Source organism: Rhodanobacter sp. C01 (assembly GCF_002001045.1).
GTDB lineage: Bacteria > Pseudomonadota > Gammaproteobacteria > Xanthomonadales > Rhodanobacteraceae > Rhodanobacter.
The window spans coordinates 457,466-470,571 of sequence record NZ_MUNR01000011.1; the positions used below are offsets into that span (position 1 = coordinate 457,466).

General features: G+C 63.8%; 14 protein-coding genes. 8 read left to right on the plus strand and 6 right to left on the minus strand.

Annotated features, from left to right (window positions below; genetic code table 11):
- Positions 1-27 precede the first annotated feature (27 nt).
- A complete protein-coding gene (locus B0E50_RS11285) occupies positions 28-1,179 on the minus strand; it encodes a DUF2235 domain-containing protein (protein WP_077441276.1) in 1,152 nt (383 codons plus the stop codon).
- A 255-nt stretch (positions 1,180-1,434) separates the two neighbouring features.
- Between B0E50_RS11285 and B0E50_RS11290 the strand changes: the two genes are divergently transcribed.
- On the plus strand, positions 1,435-2,025 hold the full coding sequence (locus tag B0E50_RS11290; RefSeq protein ID WP_077441277.1) for a DNA-3-methyladenine glycosylase: 591 nt from the start codon (positions 1,435-1,437) through the stop codon (positions 2,023-2,025).
- Positions 2,026-2,130: 105 nt separating this feature from the next.
- A complete protein-coding gene (gene chaB, locus B0E50_RS11295; RefSeq protein ID WP_077441278.1) occupies positions 2,131-2,358 on the plus strand; it encodes a putative cation transport regulator ChaB in 228 nt (75 codons plus the stop codon).
- Between the two features lie 29 nt (positions 2,359-2,387).
- Here the strand turns inward: chaB and B0E50_RS11300 are convergent, their stop codons facing one another.
- The 5 genes from B0E50_RS11300 to B0E50_RS11320 all read right to left on the minus strand — a co-directional run bounded on the left by B0E50_RS11300 (position 2,388) and on the right by B0E50_RS11320 (position 5,498).
- Positions 2,388-2,885: a hypothetical protein gene (locus B0E50_RS11300; RefSeq protein WP_077441279.1), complete on the minus strand. Its 498-nt coding sequence runs from the start codon at positions 2,883-2,885 to the stop codon at positions 2,388-2,390.
- Positions 2,886-2,974: 89 nt separating this feature from the next.
- Positions 2,975-3,241: a cell division topological specificity factor MinE gene (gene minE, locus B0E50_RS11305; protein ID WP_077441280.1), complete on the minus strand. Its 267-nt coding sequence runs from the start codon at positions 3,239-3,241 to the stop codon at positions 2,975-2,977.
- A 5-nt stretch (positions 3,242-3,246) separates the two neighbouring features.
- A complete protein-coding gene (gene minD, locus B0E50_RS11310) occupies positions 3,247-4,062 on the minus strand; it encodes a septum site-determining protein MinD (RefSeq protein WP_077441281.1) in 816 nt (271 codons plus the stop codon).
- A 48-nt stretch (positions 4,063-4,110) separates the two neighbouring features.
- Positions 4,111-4,881, minus strand: coding sequence for a septum site-determining protein MinC (minC, locus tag B0E50_RS11315; protein ID WP_077441282.1), 771 nt, complete (start codon positions 4,879-4,881; stop codon positions 4,111-4,113).
- On the minus strand, positions 4,878-5,498 hold the full coding sequence (locus tag B0E50_RS11320) for a GNAT family N-acetyltransferase (protein WP_077441283.1): 621 nt from the start codon (positions 5,496-5,498) through the stop codon (positions 4,878-4,880). Before B0E50_RS11320 ends, minC begins: the two co-directional genes overlap by 4 nt.
- Before the next feature lie 209 nt (positions 5,499-5,707).
- Here B0E50_RS11320 and B0E50_RS11325 point away from each other — a divergent pair, with 209 nt between their 5' ends.
- The 6 genes from B0E50_RS11325 to B0E50_RS11350 all read left to right on the plus strand — a co-directional run bounded on the left by B0E50_RS11325 (position 5,708) and on the right by B0E50_RS11350 (position 13,103).
- Positions 5,708-6,931, plus strand: a complete 1,224-nt coding sequence (locus B0E50_RS11325) for a sensor histidine kinase (RefSeq protein WP_077441284.1) — start codon at positions 5,708-5,710, stop codon at positions 6,929-6,931.
- Positions 6,932-7,030: 99 nt separating this feature from the next.
- Positions 7,031-7,672 carry a response regulator transcription factor gene (locus B0E50_RS11330; RefSeq protein ID WP_077441285.1) on the plus strand — a complete coding sequence of 214 codons (642 nt, stop codon included), beginning with the start codon at positions 7,031-7,033 and terminating at the stop codon, positions 7,670-7,672.
- 254 nt (positions 7,673-7,926) lie between these two features.
- Positions 7,927-9,291, plus strand: a complete 1,365-nt coding sequence (locus tag B0E50_RS11335) for a polyketide cyclase (RefSeq protein WP_077441286.1) — start codon at positions 7,927-7,929, stop codon at positions 9,289-9,291.
- 204 nt (positions 9,292-9,495) lie between these two features.
- A complete protein-coding gene (locus tag B0E50_RS11340) occupies positions 9,496-10,452 on the plus strand; it encodes an ABC transporter ATP-binding protein (RefSeq protein WP_077441287.1) in 957 nt (318 codons plus the stop codon).
- Positions 10,449-11,183, plus strand: a complete 735-nt coding sequence (locus B0E50_RS11345) for an ABC transporter permease subunit (RefSeq protein ID WP_077441288.1) — start codon at positions 10,449-10,451, stop codon at positions 11,181-11,183. The genes B0E50_RS11340 and B0E50_RS11345 overlap by 4 nt, the downstream gene beginning before the upstream one ends.
- Before the next feature lie 3 nt (positions 11,184-11,186).
- Entirely contained in the window at positions 11,187-13,103 is a 1,917-nt protein-coding gene (locus B0E50_RS11350; RefSeq protein ID WP_077441289.1) for a Gldg family protein, read from the plus strand.
- Positions 13,104-13,106 lie beyond the last annotated feature (3 nt).

Sequence of the window (13,106 nt, forward strand, 5' to 3'; positions counted from 1 at the left end):
TCGGGTTGAGCGCGACAGCCAAGGGTTTCAGGAAGATGCCGATGGCTGGGTAGCGGTGACCGTATCCGGAGCGATCACGTTTTCGAACGACATCAGCACGACCGCGTGCGCCAGTGCCTGCGCCAGTGAAGGCGAACGGTAGCTGGCATCCGCCATCCATCGCTGCCATACGGAATCGTCCACCTTTTCATTGATGCCGTTGCCCAGCGTGCGGTCGAACGGCGGCTTGAATTCCTTGTAGAGGCCGTACATGAACTCCGCGTAGGAGTCGCGCGGCATGCCGGCGTTGGCATCGATCTCCGGGACGAGAATCTCATCGCAGGCGAGGCCTGCGGCGATCGCCTTCTGCTGCAGCCACGCAAGTGGCAACTCGGGCAGTGGATCCGGTTTGCGTCCGGCGCCGTCGCGGTCGTTGCCGCCACCGACATCGGCATGCGCGCCTATGAACCAGCGCTGCTCGATCTCGATCTGCTCGACCTTTTTCGAGGTCAGGGTCTCGCCGGGTTTCACGCTGTAAGGATTGCGCGTCCACACGGCCGGTGCAAAGTCGGCACGATGTTCGTCCAGTGCCAGTGCCTGATAGGCGTATTTGACGATCTTGCTCAGCTCGGTGTCATGGAATTGGTAGCGCGCGCGGGCATAGGGGAACCACGAGGCGGTATCCGGGATGCCGAGCGCGCCGACCGTATCCCAGACGCCTATGAAATGGATGTCGATTTCGACGGAGTGTCGTATGCGGAAATCCACGGCAGCATCATCATCGGGCTGGATCGTGGTGTCGCGATAGAAGTCGTAGGCAGTGGAAATGGCACTCTTGGCAATCCGGCCATCGGCGCTTGCCTTGAGCAGTCCGCACTTGCGGATCAGGCCGGCGAGGCTGCGCGCGGTATAGGCTCCGCGGCTGAATCCGAACAGATAGACATCGTCGCCTGGCTGCCACGTTTCGCACAGGCGGCGATAGCCTCTCAGCACATTGTCCGACAGACCGTACCCGAACGCACCCCCGAGCAGGTGAACCCAGCCCGACGCTACGCCGACGCCGGGGATGTAGTTGACGAGCTGCTCGACGCCGGCAGCGTCGCGCATTGCGATCAACCGACGCAGACGCTCCACGTTGGTGTTCGACTCCGGCTTGTTCCAGGTGCCGTCGAACAACAGCACCAGCCTGCGGGTAGCCATGATGCCCTCCAGCGCGATCTGTTCCGATTGCCTGGCGAAACTCTAGGCCGCCATGCTGTGTAGAGCCAGTGTGGCACCGTTCGATGTCGTGACCTGGTTGGCAGACTGCACAGCCTGCGCAAGCGGCGTAACCTGCGCGTCTCCATATCGGCATGGATCATCGACAGATGCACAGGCGGATGAAGATCGAACGGATGCAGGTGTTCCGGAACATGCGTCATCGTTTGACGGTCCTGCTGCCGCAGCTGTTTGCACATGACTGACCGTCGCGGCACGCTCGATCGTGCGTTCTATCGGCGCGATTCGTGCACGGTCGCCGTGGCTTTGCTGAACAAGGTCCTGGTCAATGCGGACGGTCGCAGCGGGCGTATCGTGGAGACCGAGGCTTACAACGGGGCACTCGACCCCGCGGCACATTCCTGGCGTGGCCGGACGGCGCGCAATGCAACGATGTTCGGTGGCCCGGGACTGCTCTACGTGTATTTCACCTACGGCATGCACTGGTGCTGCAATCCGGTGTGCGGTGAAGCCGGCGAGGGTGTCGCGGTGCTGCTGCGGGCGCTTGCGCCACTCGGCGGACTCGATGCGATGCGCGCCGCGCGACCGGCCTGCCGTAGCGACCGCGACTTGTGCCGTGGCCCCGCGCGGCTGTGTCAGGCGATGGGCATCGACGGTGCGCAGGACGGTATCGATCTGGTCAGCGGCAGCGGCGGTTTCAGCATCGTTGACGATGGCACGCCACCGCCTGCAACCCCCGTGGCGACGACGCGCGTGGGTATCACTCGTGCGGTCGACCTGCCCTGGCGCTGGTATGTGCCGGGCGATCAGCACGTATCTCGTCGCTGAACGGGGCGTGATGTTTCCCGTCACGACAACATGAAGTTGACGGTGGCTTGATCGTACGGGGCGCACGGTGCGTCCTGCATGATCCATGCAACGGAGCCTTCTGCGATGCCATACAAAGCCATCAGCGATCTGCCCGATAGCGTGCGCGATCACGTGCCGAAGCATGCCCAGGAAATCTACAAGAAGGCGTTCAACAGTGCGTGGGACGAATACAGCGACAAGAGCGAGCGGCGCGGCAGCGAGTCGCGCGAGGAAGTCGCGCACAAGGTGGCCTGGTCGGCAGTCAGGAAGAAATACAGCAAGGGCGAGGATGGTGACTGGCACGCCAGGTAAGGGTTCGGAGCGCTGCCGCCTGCAGCGGCTCAGATCAGGTCGCGTGCCTTCAGAAACTCCCTTGCCTCGTTCGCGTCCTGCTCGAACCATGCGCGGGTCGAGCCGAGCCGGAACGAATAGCCCCAGGCATCCATGTCGACCATCAGTCGCGCACGTCCCACGCCGGACAGCTCGTCGGCCAGCACGATCTGCAGATAGCAGGTGGCATCCTCTTCCTCGATCGAGTCAGTGGCGTCGGTATGGACGTCCAGACGTCTTTCCGGCGGCAGCACGATGAGGTGGCAGGCCTCGTGCAGCAATGAATGTACCGGCGTATCGTCGCGCGCGTGCACCGTATTGCCGATGATGCCGGCTTCCTCGTCGCCCCAGAAACTACCGGGTATCGGTTCGCCGGGCTCGACGCGATGAAGTTGCAGGCCAAAGCGGGCAAGCAGGGCTGCGGGCGCATCGAAGCCGAGCTGGCTCAGCCGCATCACGCTGTCGGCAGGGTCGCTGGATTCTTGCTGGGTGCGGGTTTCAGATTGCATGCGCGTGGCAGCCAGCGCGGATCGACTGCAGGAAGCCAGTTTGTGCCTGGCTTCCTGTGATGACGGCTGAAGAAGGTGGGGTCGTGCAATTACACGGCGGCAGGCTTGCCTTCGGGGAGTGCCACCGAAAGCTCGAGAATCTCGTGACCACTGTCGCGCTCGACATTGATGTTGATCGCCTCAATATCGACGTGGACGTATTTCTTGATCACTTCGAGCAATTCGCTGCGCATCATCGGCAGGTAGTCCGGCGCGCCGCGGTTGGAGCGTTCCTGTGCCACGATGATGCGCAGGCGCTCCCTGGCAACGGTCGCGGTGGCTTCCGGCTTGCGCTTCAGGAAATCAAGAATGCCCATCGTGATCAACCTCCGAACACGCGCTGGAGAAAGCCCTTCTTGGGCACGTCGATGAAGCGCAGGGGGCGCTCTTCGCCGAGAATGCGAGCCACGGTGTCGCTATAGGCCTGACCTGCGTGTGAATTGGCATCGACGATCACCGGGATGCCGTTGTTGGAGGCCGTCAGCACGTTTTCCGATTCGGGGATGACCCCGACCACCTCGATACCGAGGATTTCCTCGACATCCTTGACGCTGAGCATTTCGCCGATGGCGACGCGGGCCGGGTTGTAGCGGGTCAGCAGCAGGTGCTGGGTGACCGGTCCCTCACCTTTTTCGGCACGCCGGGTCTTGCTGGCGAGCAGGCCGAGAATGCGGTCCGAATCACGCACCGAGGACACCTCGGGGTTGACCACCACGACGGCGTGATCGGCGAAGTACATCGCCAGATGCGCGCCCTTTTCGATGCCGGCCGGCGAATCGCATACGACATAGTCGAAACCGTCCTCGGACAGACCGTCGAGCACCTTCTCGACACCTTCCTGGGTCAGCGCATCCTTGTCGCGCGTCTGGCTGGCGGCGAGCACGTACAGGTTCTCGTGGCGCTTGTCCTTGATCAGCGACTGTTTCAGCGTCGCCTCGCCATGCACGACGTTGACGAAGTCGTACACCACGCGCCGCTCGCAGCCCATGATCAGATCGAGATTGCGCAGGCCGACGTCGAAATCGATGACGGCGACTTTCTTGCCGGCCATCGCCAGGCCGGTGGCCAGCGAGGCACTGGTCGTCGTCTTGCCGACGCCGCCCTTGCCGGAGGTGACAACGATAATCTCAGCAGTCAATGGCCCATCTCCCGGTGTAGTTCTTGTTGTCGTTGTTGTTGTCGCTGATCACAACTTGGCGATCAGCAGTTTTTCGCCTTCGAGCCAGCATTGCACGGACTGGCCTTCGAGGTCGTCAGGAATTTGTTCGAACACGCGATAGTGACCGGCGATCGCTACCAGTTCGGCGCGGAAGTCGGAGACGAAGATGCGCGCCTTCTCGTCACCCTGCGCGCCGGCCATGGCACGACCGCGCAGCCCCCCGTAGATGTGGATGTTGCCGTCGGCGATCACCTCGGCGCCGTTGGCGATGGCGCCGGTGACGATCAGGTCGCGGTCGCGCGCATAGATCTGCTGGCCTGAACGTACCGAGCTGGCATGGTGCTGGGCACCCTGCATGCTGCCTGGTGCAGGCGCGGACAGGATCGGTTCGCGCTGAACCGGGGCGGCTGGCTCGGTACGAGCAGCCGGTTCGACAGCTGCCTGACCACCGCTGATCGGCTCGTAGGCGGCCCGGAACTTCGCAATCAGCGGCAATCCCATGCGCTTGGCGAGTGCCTCGGTCTCGCTGGTGCCGTAAGCCAGGCCGACCGGCAGCATGCCGGCGCTGCGCACGGCTTCGAGCAGCGCATCGACGGCACCATCGTCGGGCAGGTTGAGCAGGTGGCTCAGGTCCAGTACCACAGCTGCTCGGGAGAACATCTGCGGTGCGGCGCGCACGCGTCGCTCCAGCTCATCGCACAGCGAGGCCGCGTCGACCCGGCGCACACGCACGCAGGCAATGCCGACCTGGCCGAAACGCAGGTCACAGGCGTCGGAAGTATCCATTTTCGCATTCATGGGCGCCGCTCTCCGGCGAGACGGCGCGGGTTGCTGTCGTGCAGGGAAGGGCGTTCGCGTTCGGCCAGCCATGGCACGTCCGGCAAGCCGCCGTGCTCAAGCCAGGTATCGCGCACATAGGCGTAACTGGGCAGATCGCGGGCCAGCAGACTGACCTGTGGACCATCCTTGCCCATGCGTTGCTGGCCGACTTCCTGGAAACCGTAGGTACCATGGAACAGCACCACCACGTCGTCGCGCGGCTCCAGGAACACCTCGCAGGTCAGCAGCGGCACGCGCACTTCGGCGTAGCTGTGCACGTCGCAATAGAAGATCCGGCCCAGCCCGTGACGACGGTAGGCATTCGCGATCACGATGCGGTCGATGTAGACGAACTGAGGGTAGTGTTCGGCGAACCAGCGATAATTGGGGCTCTCGTAATCCCCGCCTTCACGCAGGGCGATGAGGAACCCGGCCAGATGACCGTCGATCTCGGCCACGCGAAAATACTCGGCGTGCTCATGGAAATAGCGCAGCCGGGCGGCATCAAGGGCGAGGATGGAGCGACCGGCGGCGTTGTTGAGCGCCAGCACGGCATCTAGGTCGTGCTCGCGCACGTCGCGGATGGCAAGGGCCATTCGTTGCTCCGCAATGAAATGAGGACAGGAACCCAAGGTCGACGGGTCGACCTCACAATGGGCGCATTATGACATGCGGCCGGTGCGGGTTCATCTCGCAAGGGCACATGTAAAGGCTTCGTAAAGCGGCTGGCTGTCCGGCAGTTGCAGCAGCCATCCATGACTTCTCGCGCATTGCGTGAAAACGATGCGCCCTCAATGATGCTGGTATGCGCTGGCCTTTCTTCAATCACATCCGCCTGCTTCGTTATGCGGGCTTCTTCACCTACCTGTCGGTGGGCACGCCACTGATTACCAATTGGGCCACCGAGCGGCTCAATCAGTTGCAGCGCCCGAATTTCTCGTTGTTGCTGTGGACGCTGTGTTACCTGGTCTTCGGCCTGATGTACTGGCTGCTGACCAGCAACCTCGGCTCACGCCGCTACCCAGGCCTGAAACTGCTGGGACTGGCCCTGATGACGGCGGCGGCGGTGGCGGTGGGCTGGTACAGCCACAGCGGCCTTTCGGCGATGCTGATGGTGGTCGCCTCGCTGGTGCTGCCTTGGCTGTTGCCGTTCTGGCTTGCCGCTTTCTGGCTTGTATTGCAGCACCTGAGCCTGGTCGCGATCTTTGCCACCTTTCCCGAATACGACCACAGCATCGGGCTGGGATTCCTGCAGGCGAGCATCTACCTGGGCATTTCGGTGCTGGTATTCATCACTTCGACGGTGGCCAGCCAGCAGGCCGAGCAACGTGAAGGGCAGCGCCGGTTGAATTCCGAACTGCGCGCGACCCGCGCGTTGCTGGCCGAGTCCAGCCGCATTGCCGAACGCATGCGCATTGCGCGCGATCTGCATGATCTGATCGGCCATCACCTGACCGCGCTGAGCCTGAACCTGGAGGTGGCCAGCCACCTCACCAACGAAGCGGCTGGCGCCCATGTGCGCAAGGCACAGAGCACGGCCCGGCTGCTGCTCGCCGATGTACGCGAAGTGGTCAGCGAGTTGCGCCAGGACGACGCCATCGACCTGACCCAGGCACTGCGCAGCCTTACCGAAGGCGTGCCGGGACTGAATGTGCACGTGGTCATGCCGCCACGCTTCAGCGTGGAGGATCCGCGTCGTGCGCAGGTGTTGCTGCGCTGCGCGCAGGAAATCATCACCAATACCGCCAGGCATGCCGGTGCGCGCAACCTGTGGCTGAATTTTGCCTATGCCGGGGAAAGCCTGCTGGGACTGCATGCGCGTGACGATGGCCGCGGTGCCGAGCAGGTCGAGCCGGGTAACGGTCTGTCCGGCATGCGCGAGCGGCTGGCCGAATTTGGCGGCAGCATGACGCTGGACACCGGTCTGAGCCGGGGGTTTGCCCTGACCGTGCGGCTGCCACTGGGCGAGCACACCGCACTGGCGCATGCGCCGTCACGATTTGAGCCGCCTGCATTGAATGTGTCGTAATGTTGGCGGTTCGCACGGGTGTTGGCGTGGCAGAATGCGCCTTCGCTGGCAGGGCGGCGTCCGGGCCGTCCCCGAGTCATGTTTCTCCGAGGATTCGCGATGATCTCCGTTTGTCTCGTTGACGACCAGAATCTGGTGCGCCAGGGGGTACGTTCGCTGCTGGACCTGGCGGAAGACATCCGCGTGGTGGCCGAGTGTGCCGACGGCGCGCAGGCGGTGCAGGATATTCCGCGAATCAAGCCCGACGTGGTTCTGCTGGATCTGCGCATGCCGAACATGAGCGGGCTGGAGGTGCTGCAGGCACTGTCGGTGCGCAACGAGTTGCCACCCACCATCATCCTCACCACTTTCGATGACGACCAACTGGTGCTGCAGGGCCTCAAGGCCGGTGCGCGCGGCTATCTGCTGAAAGATGTCTCGCTGGAGCAACTGGTGGAAGCGGTGCGCACCGTCGCTGGCGGCGGTTCGCTGGTGGCGCCGATGGTCACACAGCGCCTGATGGCAGGTGTCTCGCGGATGCAGAACCATTTCACCAGCCTGGAGCAGCCCGACCCGCTGACCGAACGCGAGACCGAGATCCTGCGGCTGCTGTCAGGCGGCTACAGCAACAAGGAAATCGCCAATTCGCTGAAAGTGGCCGAGGGGACGGTGAAAAACCACGTTTCCAACATCCTCTCCAAGCTGGGCGTGCGCGACCGTACCCGTGCCGTGCTCAAGGCACTGGAGATGGGCATCGTCTGAGCAAGGCGCAGGCTGCGGCCGGCTGGGTCGCGGAGCGCCCGCATGCTCGATGCAGGGGGCCTTGCGCCCCGTTTTTGGCCTTCCAGACACGCATGCGCCGGCGGATAGCGTTCCAGCTCGCGAGCAAGTAACATCCGTAGCTTCGGCGTTTGCCGACCCCCTGCCACGGCCCTCGGGAACCTTTGGGCAGACCCGTGCGGCGGCTGGGGCGACATCTTTAGGTATGGCGTAAAGACGCTTCGGAGAACTCTGGAATGATGCGTGTCCTTGAATTTCTTGTTGCCCTGGTCATCGTTGCTGCACTCGGTGTCGTGGCAGCCGTGATCATGCCCGGCAGTGGCCATGTGGAGCGCCAGCTGGTGATCGGCAAGGATCTGCGCCAGGTTTACGATGTACTCGACAACTACCGCCGGCTGCCCGACTACGCCGTGCTGCGCAGCTACGACCACAACGTGCAGTTCAGCTTTTCCGGCAAGGCTTTCGGCCCGGGCGCCGAGGTCAGCTGGACCAGCACCGATCCCAAGGTCGGCAACGGTGGTCTGACCATCGCCAGCGCCACGCCGGATTTCGACAAGATCTCGCCCACCACCAAGAGCGCCAGCATCGTCTGGAATCTGGACAACGACTGGCGCGGCCTGGACAAGCACTTCACGCTGGACCTGGATCGCCAGGGCAGCCGCGGCCAGCTGACCCAGGTCACCTGGTCGTATGACGTGGCCTACGGCTGGAACCTGGTCAACCGGTTCTCCAGCATGTACATCCATGGCGACCCCGATGCATTCGTGCAGTTCAGCCTGAACAACCTGCAGAACGTGCTGGCAGGTATCGCCAACGTCGATTACAGCGCGCTGATTCCGTACATCGAGCAGACCCAGCCGACGCCGGTGCTGCTGGTGTCCACCTCGATTGCACGCAAGGACGGCCTGGAAGGGCTGGACGATGCCACCAGCAAGGCCATCGGGGAACTGCAGGCGGCGGCCAAGAAGCTCGGTGTGAACGTGACGGGTCCGCGCATCCTGTTCACCACCAACTATGGCGACCAGACCTACACCTTCGACGTGGCGCTGCCGATCGACTCCAGCACGCTGACTGTCAACGGTCAGAGCGAACAGCTGACTGCGCCGACCGCGGCCCCGCTGGACACATCCGCGCCGGCTGACGCCAGCAGCACCGCTGGCGCCGCCAGCGCACCGCTCGCGGTGGGCAGCCGTGACCGCTTCGGCCGACTGGTGGTGGACAACGATGTGCGTGCCACGCTGGCGTTCGGCGGTGCTGCCCTGAAGGGTGTGTGGAACGGCACGTTCGCCGGCGTGCCGCTTACCCGCGACTTGCTCAAGGCCTATGCGCAGACCCACGGTTACACGTTTGACGACGTGGTCAACCGGCCGTACGACATCATCGTCACGCCGGAAGTGAAGGACGCCGGCGGCAACATCACCACCTACGCCAAGTACAACGTGTTCCTGCCGATCACCAACGCACCGGCACAGACGCCGGAGCAGGAAGCCGGGATCCAGCCGCCGTCGCCCGATACGGGGGCGCCGGCCACTTCCGGCACGGCGCCGGCACCGGCCAGCACGGCAGCAGCCCCGGCTGCAGCTGCCAGCGCTGCCCAGTAACCCGGGCGCGTTGCAGAGACCAAAGGCCCTTCCGACTGGAAGGGCCTTTTCTTTGTCGGCAGCTTTTGCATCCACCGCGGGCAGCGGCCGCGTCATCATGCGAACCGCCTGGGTGTCTTGCGGTACATTGCGAAACGACTTGCAACGTCGCGGCTGCCGCATGGCAACAGTCGGCCTCGCATTCCTCATGATTTTCCAGCGGACATGATCGAAACCGACCAGCTCACCCGATGCTATGGCAACCTGACCGCGGTGGATGCGCTGAGCATGCGCGTCGAGCCCGGTCAGGTGCTCGGTCTACTGGGCCCCAACGGTGCCGGCAAGTCCACCGCGATGCGGATGATCGCGGGATTCCTGATACCTACCTCGGGCACGGCGCGGGTCTGCGGCCACGACGTCGTGCGTGAACCGACGAAGGCCAAGCGTGCGCTGGGCTATCTGCCGGAAGGTGCGCCGAGCTATGGCGAGCTGACCGTGCAGGAATTCCTGCAGTTCATCGTGCGGATGCGTGAACTCAAGCCCGAAGTCGGCTACCGCCGCTTCGACGAAGTGGTGCACCGGCTGCAGCTCGAGGACGTGCTGGGAGTCTGCATCGATACCCTGTCGAAGGGCTTGCGCCGACGTGTCGGGTTGGCCCAGGCGATCCTGCACGACCCGCCGGTGCTGATGCTCGACGAGCCCACCGACGGCCTGGATCCGAACCAGAAGCATGCAGTGCGCCAGCTGATCGACATGATGGCGCGCGAGCGCACGATCCTGATTTCCACCCATCTGCTGGAAGAGGTGCATGCGCTGTGCAATCGCGTGGTGATCATCGCCAACGGCAAGCTGATGGCCGATGCCACGCCTGCCGAACTGGAACAGCGTTCGCGCTATCACGGCGCGGTGTCGTTCAGTGCGCCGGGCAGCGGCATGTCGCAGGAAATGCTGGGTCGCCTGCCGCAAGTGGCGTCGATCGAGGTCGATCCGCTGGATGGCCGTATCACGGTGTTTCCGAAGCCCGGTGAGCGCATTCTGGAGCCGGTCGAGCGCCTGTTGCGGGAACAGGGCCTGGAGGTGTCGGAGATACAGCTGGAGCGCGGCCGGCTGGACGAGGTGTTCCGGCAGATCACCACCCGCGACGGCAGCCATGCCAATACGGCGAACGGGGGAACGCCATGACCTTGCCGGGCGTGGTTATGCGGCGTGAGCTGCGCAGTTATTTCGTGACGCCGGTGGCCTATGTGTTCCTGGTGATCTTCCTGGTGCTGGCCGGCATCCTCACGTTCTATGCGGGCGACTTCTACGAGCGCGGGCAGGCTGACTTGCAGCCGTTTTTCGTGATGCATCCATGGCTGTACCTGATCCTGGTGCCGGCGCTGACCATGCGCATGTGGGCCGAGGAAACCAGAGGGGGCACGCTGGAGCTGCTGCTGACCCTGCCGATCACGTTGTGGCAGGCCATGCTCGGCAAGTTCCTGGCGGCATGGCTGTTCATCGGGCTGGCACTGGTGCTGACGTTTCCGATCTGGATCACGGTCAATTACCTGGGCTCGCCCGACAACGGCGTGATCCTGGCCGGCTATCTGGGCAGTTGGCTGATGGCCGGTACCTTCATCGCGATCGGTGCCTGCCTGTCGGCGTTGACCCGCAGCCAGGTGGTGGCTTTCATCCTGACCGCGCTGGTCTGTGTGCTGCTGATCCTGGCCGGGCAGCCGCAAGTGCTGGATTTCTTCCAGGGTACGCTGCCGCGCAAGCTGATCAATGGCGTCGCGCACCTGTCGATGCTGCGTCATTTCGAGGCGATCTCGCGCGGCGTGCTGGATGTGCGCGACCTGCTGTATTTCCTGCTCAGCACGATCGGCTGGCTGCTTGCGGGCGTATTGCTGCTTGACCTGAAACGGGTGCGTTGACCCATGCGCCACCTGCGTCTGCCACGAGTCCTGTCCACCCCGCTGCGATTGACACGGCGCACTGCGCTGTATGGGGGACTGTTGTTGCTGGTGCTGGTATTTGTGCCACTGATCGTGGCCAGCAGCCGTTGGCTGCATGCGTCGCGGATCGACCTCACCACCGACAAGCTGTACACCTTGACGCCGGGGACACTGCAGATCGTCGATACGCTGAAACGGCCGCTGCGGCTGACCCTGTATTTCTCCGACCACGCGACCCGCGATCTGCCGCAGTTGCGCAGTTACGAGCAGCGCGTACGCGAAATGCTGCAGGAGATGGTGGCGCGGTCGCACGGCCGCATCCGCCTGCAGGTGATCGATCCGGTGCCGTACTCGGACGACGAGGCGAGTGCGGAAGGCGATGGCCTCACCGCAGCCAATGGCGGCAGCAATGGCGAGCGGGTGTTCTTCGGCTTGACTGGCAGCGCGATGGCGGGTAATGCCGACGTCGAGACCGCAGACGATCGCGTGGCCGAGAAGACGTTGTCGATCCCGTTCTTCGACCCGGCACGCGAGGCCTTTGTCGAATACGACATCGCGAAGCTGCTGTACGAACTGAACCAGGCCAGCAAGCCGTCCATCGGGGTGATCAGCTCGCTGCCGGTCGCCGGCAATCCGATGCTAGGCCAGCCGGCGTGGACGGTGATGCAGCAGCTCGACCAGTTGTTCGACGTGAGGATGCTGGACGCGACCACGCTGAAGCATGTCGACGAGAGCGTCAGGGTGCTGCTGCTGATCCATCCCAGGCAGCTGCCAACCGATGCGCAGTATGCAATCGAGCAGTACGTGCTGCATGGTGGCCACCTGGCGGTGTTCGTCGATCCGGACGCGGAGCTCGATACCACACCCTATGCTGCCGACAGCCCGACCTTCCCCGACCACAGCTCGGACCTGCCGCGCCTGTTTGCGGCGTGGGGCGTCCTGTACGACCCGCACAAGGTGGTACTCGACCGCTCTCGCGCGCTGCAGATCGAACTGGCCGGCAGCAGCCTCAATCATCCGGCGATGCTCGGTCTCGGCACGCAGGAACTCAACCGCGATGACGCCATCACGGCCAGCCTGCAGCGGATCAACGTCTCCACCATCGGCTATTTCGATCTGACGCACGATGCGCACACGCGGCTGATTCCCCTGCTGCAGAGCAGTGCGGAAGCCGAGGTAGTGCCGACCCAGCGGGTGCTGGATGCTTCCAGCGATCCCGCGGGGCTGCTGCAGGGATACAAGCCGGACAACAACCAGTACGTGCTGGCCGCACGACTGCGCGGCACGCTCGACAGCGCGTTTCCGGAGCGTGCCGGTCAGCCGGGATATCTGGCCCATTCCGCACCGAATGCCGAGGTGATCCTGGTCGCCGATACCGACCTGCTCAGCGACCGCCTGTGGGTCGAGCCGCAGACCATGCTCGGCCAGACGATGATGCAGGCGTTCGCCAACAACGGCGATTTCGTCACCAACCTGGTCGACAACCTCAGCGGTTCCTCGGCGCTGCTGTCGATCCGCGGCCGTTCCACCTCGCAGCGCCCGTTCACGCGCGTGGATGCGCTGCGCAACGTGGCTGACCAGAAATTCCTGCAGAAGGAGCACGAGCTGGAGCAGGAGTTGGCCGAGACCCGGCGCCGGCTTGATGAGTTGCAGCCGTCCAAGGGCAACCACGGCAGCACCATGACGACCGAGCAGCGGCAGGAAATCGAGCAGTTCCGCCAGCGCCAGCTGGCGATCAACAAGGAGTTGCGCGAGGTGCAGCACCAGCTCAATGCCGAGATTGACGCGCTCGGGCTGCGCCTGAAATTCATCAACATCGTGCTGGTGCCGGCGCTGGTGGCGCTGATCGGGTTGCTCTATGGCTGGCGCCGCAGCCGGCGCAGCCGTCAGCGCAGATGATCA

Coding starts and splice junctions, on each gene's coding strand:
- B0E50_RS11285 (WP_077441276.1), bottom strand. CDS start 1,179: ATGGCTACCCGCAGGCTGGTGCTGTTGTTCGACGGCACCTGGAACAAG.
- B0E50_RS11290 (WP_077441277.1), top strand. CDS start 1,435: ATGACTGACCGTCGCGGCACGCTCGATCGTGCGTTCTATCGGCGCGAT.
- chaB (WP_077441278.1), top strand. CDS start 2,131: ATGCCATACAAAGCCATCAGCGATCTGCCCGATAGCGTGCGCGATCAC.
- B0E50_RS11300 (WP_077441279.1), bottom strand. CDS start 2,885: ATGCAATCTGAAACCCGCACCCAGCAAGAATCCAGCGACCCTGCCGAC.
- minE (WP_077441280.1), bottom strand. CDS start 3,241: ATGGGCATTCTTGATTTCCTGAAGCGCAAGCCGGAAGCCACCGCGACC.
- minC (WP_077441282.1), bottom strand. CDS start 4,881: ATGAATGCGAAAATGGATACTTCCGACGCCTGTGACCTGCGTTTCGGC.
- B0E50_RS11320 (WP_077441283.1), bottom strand. CDS start 5,498: ATGGCCCTTGCCATCCGCGACGTGCGCGAGCACGACCTAGATGCCGTG.
- B0E50_RS11325 (WP_077441284.1), top strand. CDS start 5,708: ATGCGCTGGCCTTTCTTCAATCACATCCGCCTGCTTCGTTATGCGGGC.
- B0E50_RS11330 (WP_077441285.1), top strand. CDS start 7,031: ATGATCTCCGTTTGTCTCGTTGACGACCAGAATCTGGTGCGCCAGGGG.
- B0E50_RS11335 (WP_077441286.1), top strand. CDS start 7,927: ATGATGCGTGTCCTTGAATTTCTTGTTGCCCTGGTCATCGTTGCTGCA.
- B0E50_RS11340 (WP_077441287.1), top strand. CDS start 9,496: ATGATCGAAACCGACCAGCTCACCCGATGCTATGGCAACCTGACCGCG.
- B0E50_RS11345 (WP_077441288.1), top strand. CDS start 10,449: ATGACCTTGCCGGGCGTGGTTATGCGGCGTGAGCTGCGCAGTTATTTC.
- B0E50_RS11350 (WP_077441289.1), top strand. CDS start 11,187: ATGCGCCACCTGCGTCTGCCACGAGTCCTGTCCACCCCGCTGCGATTG.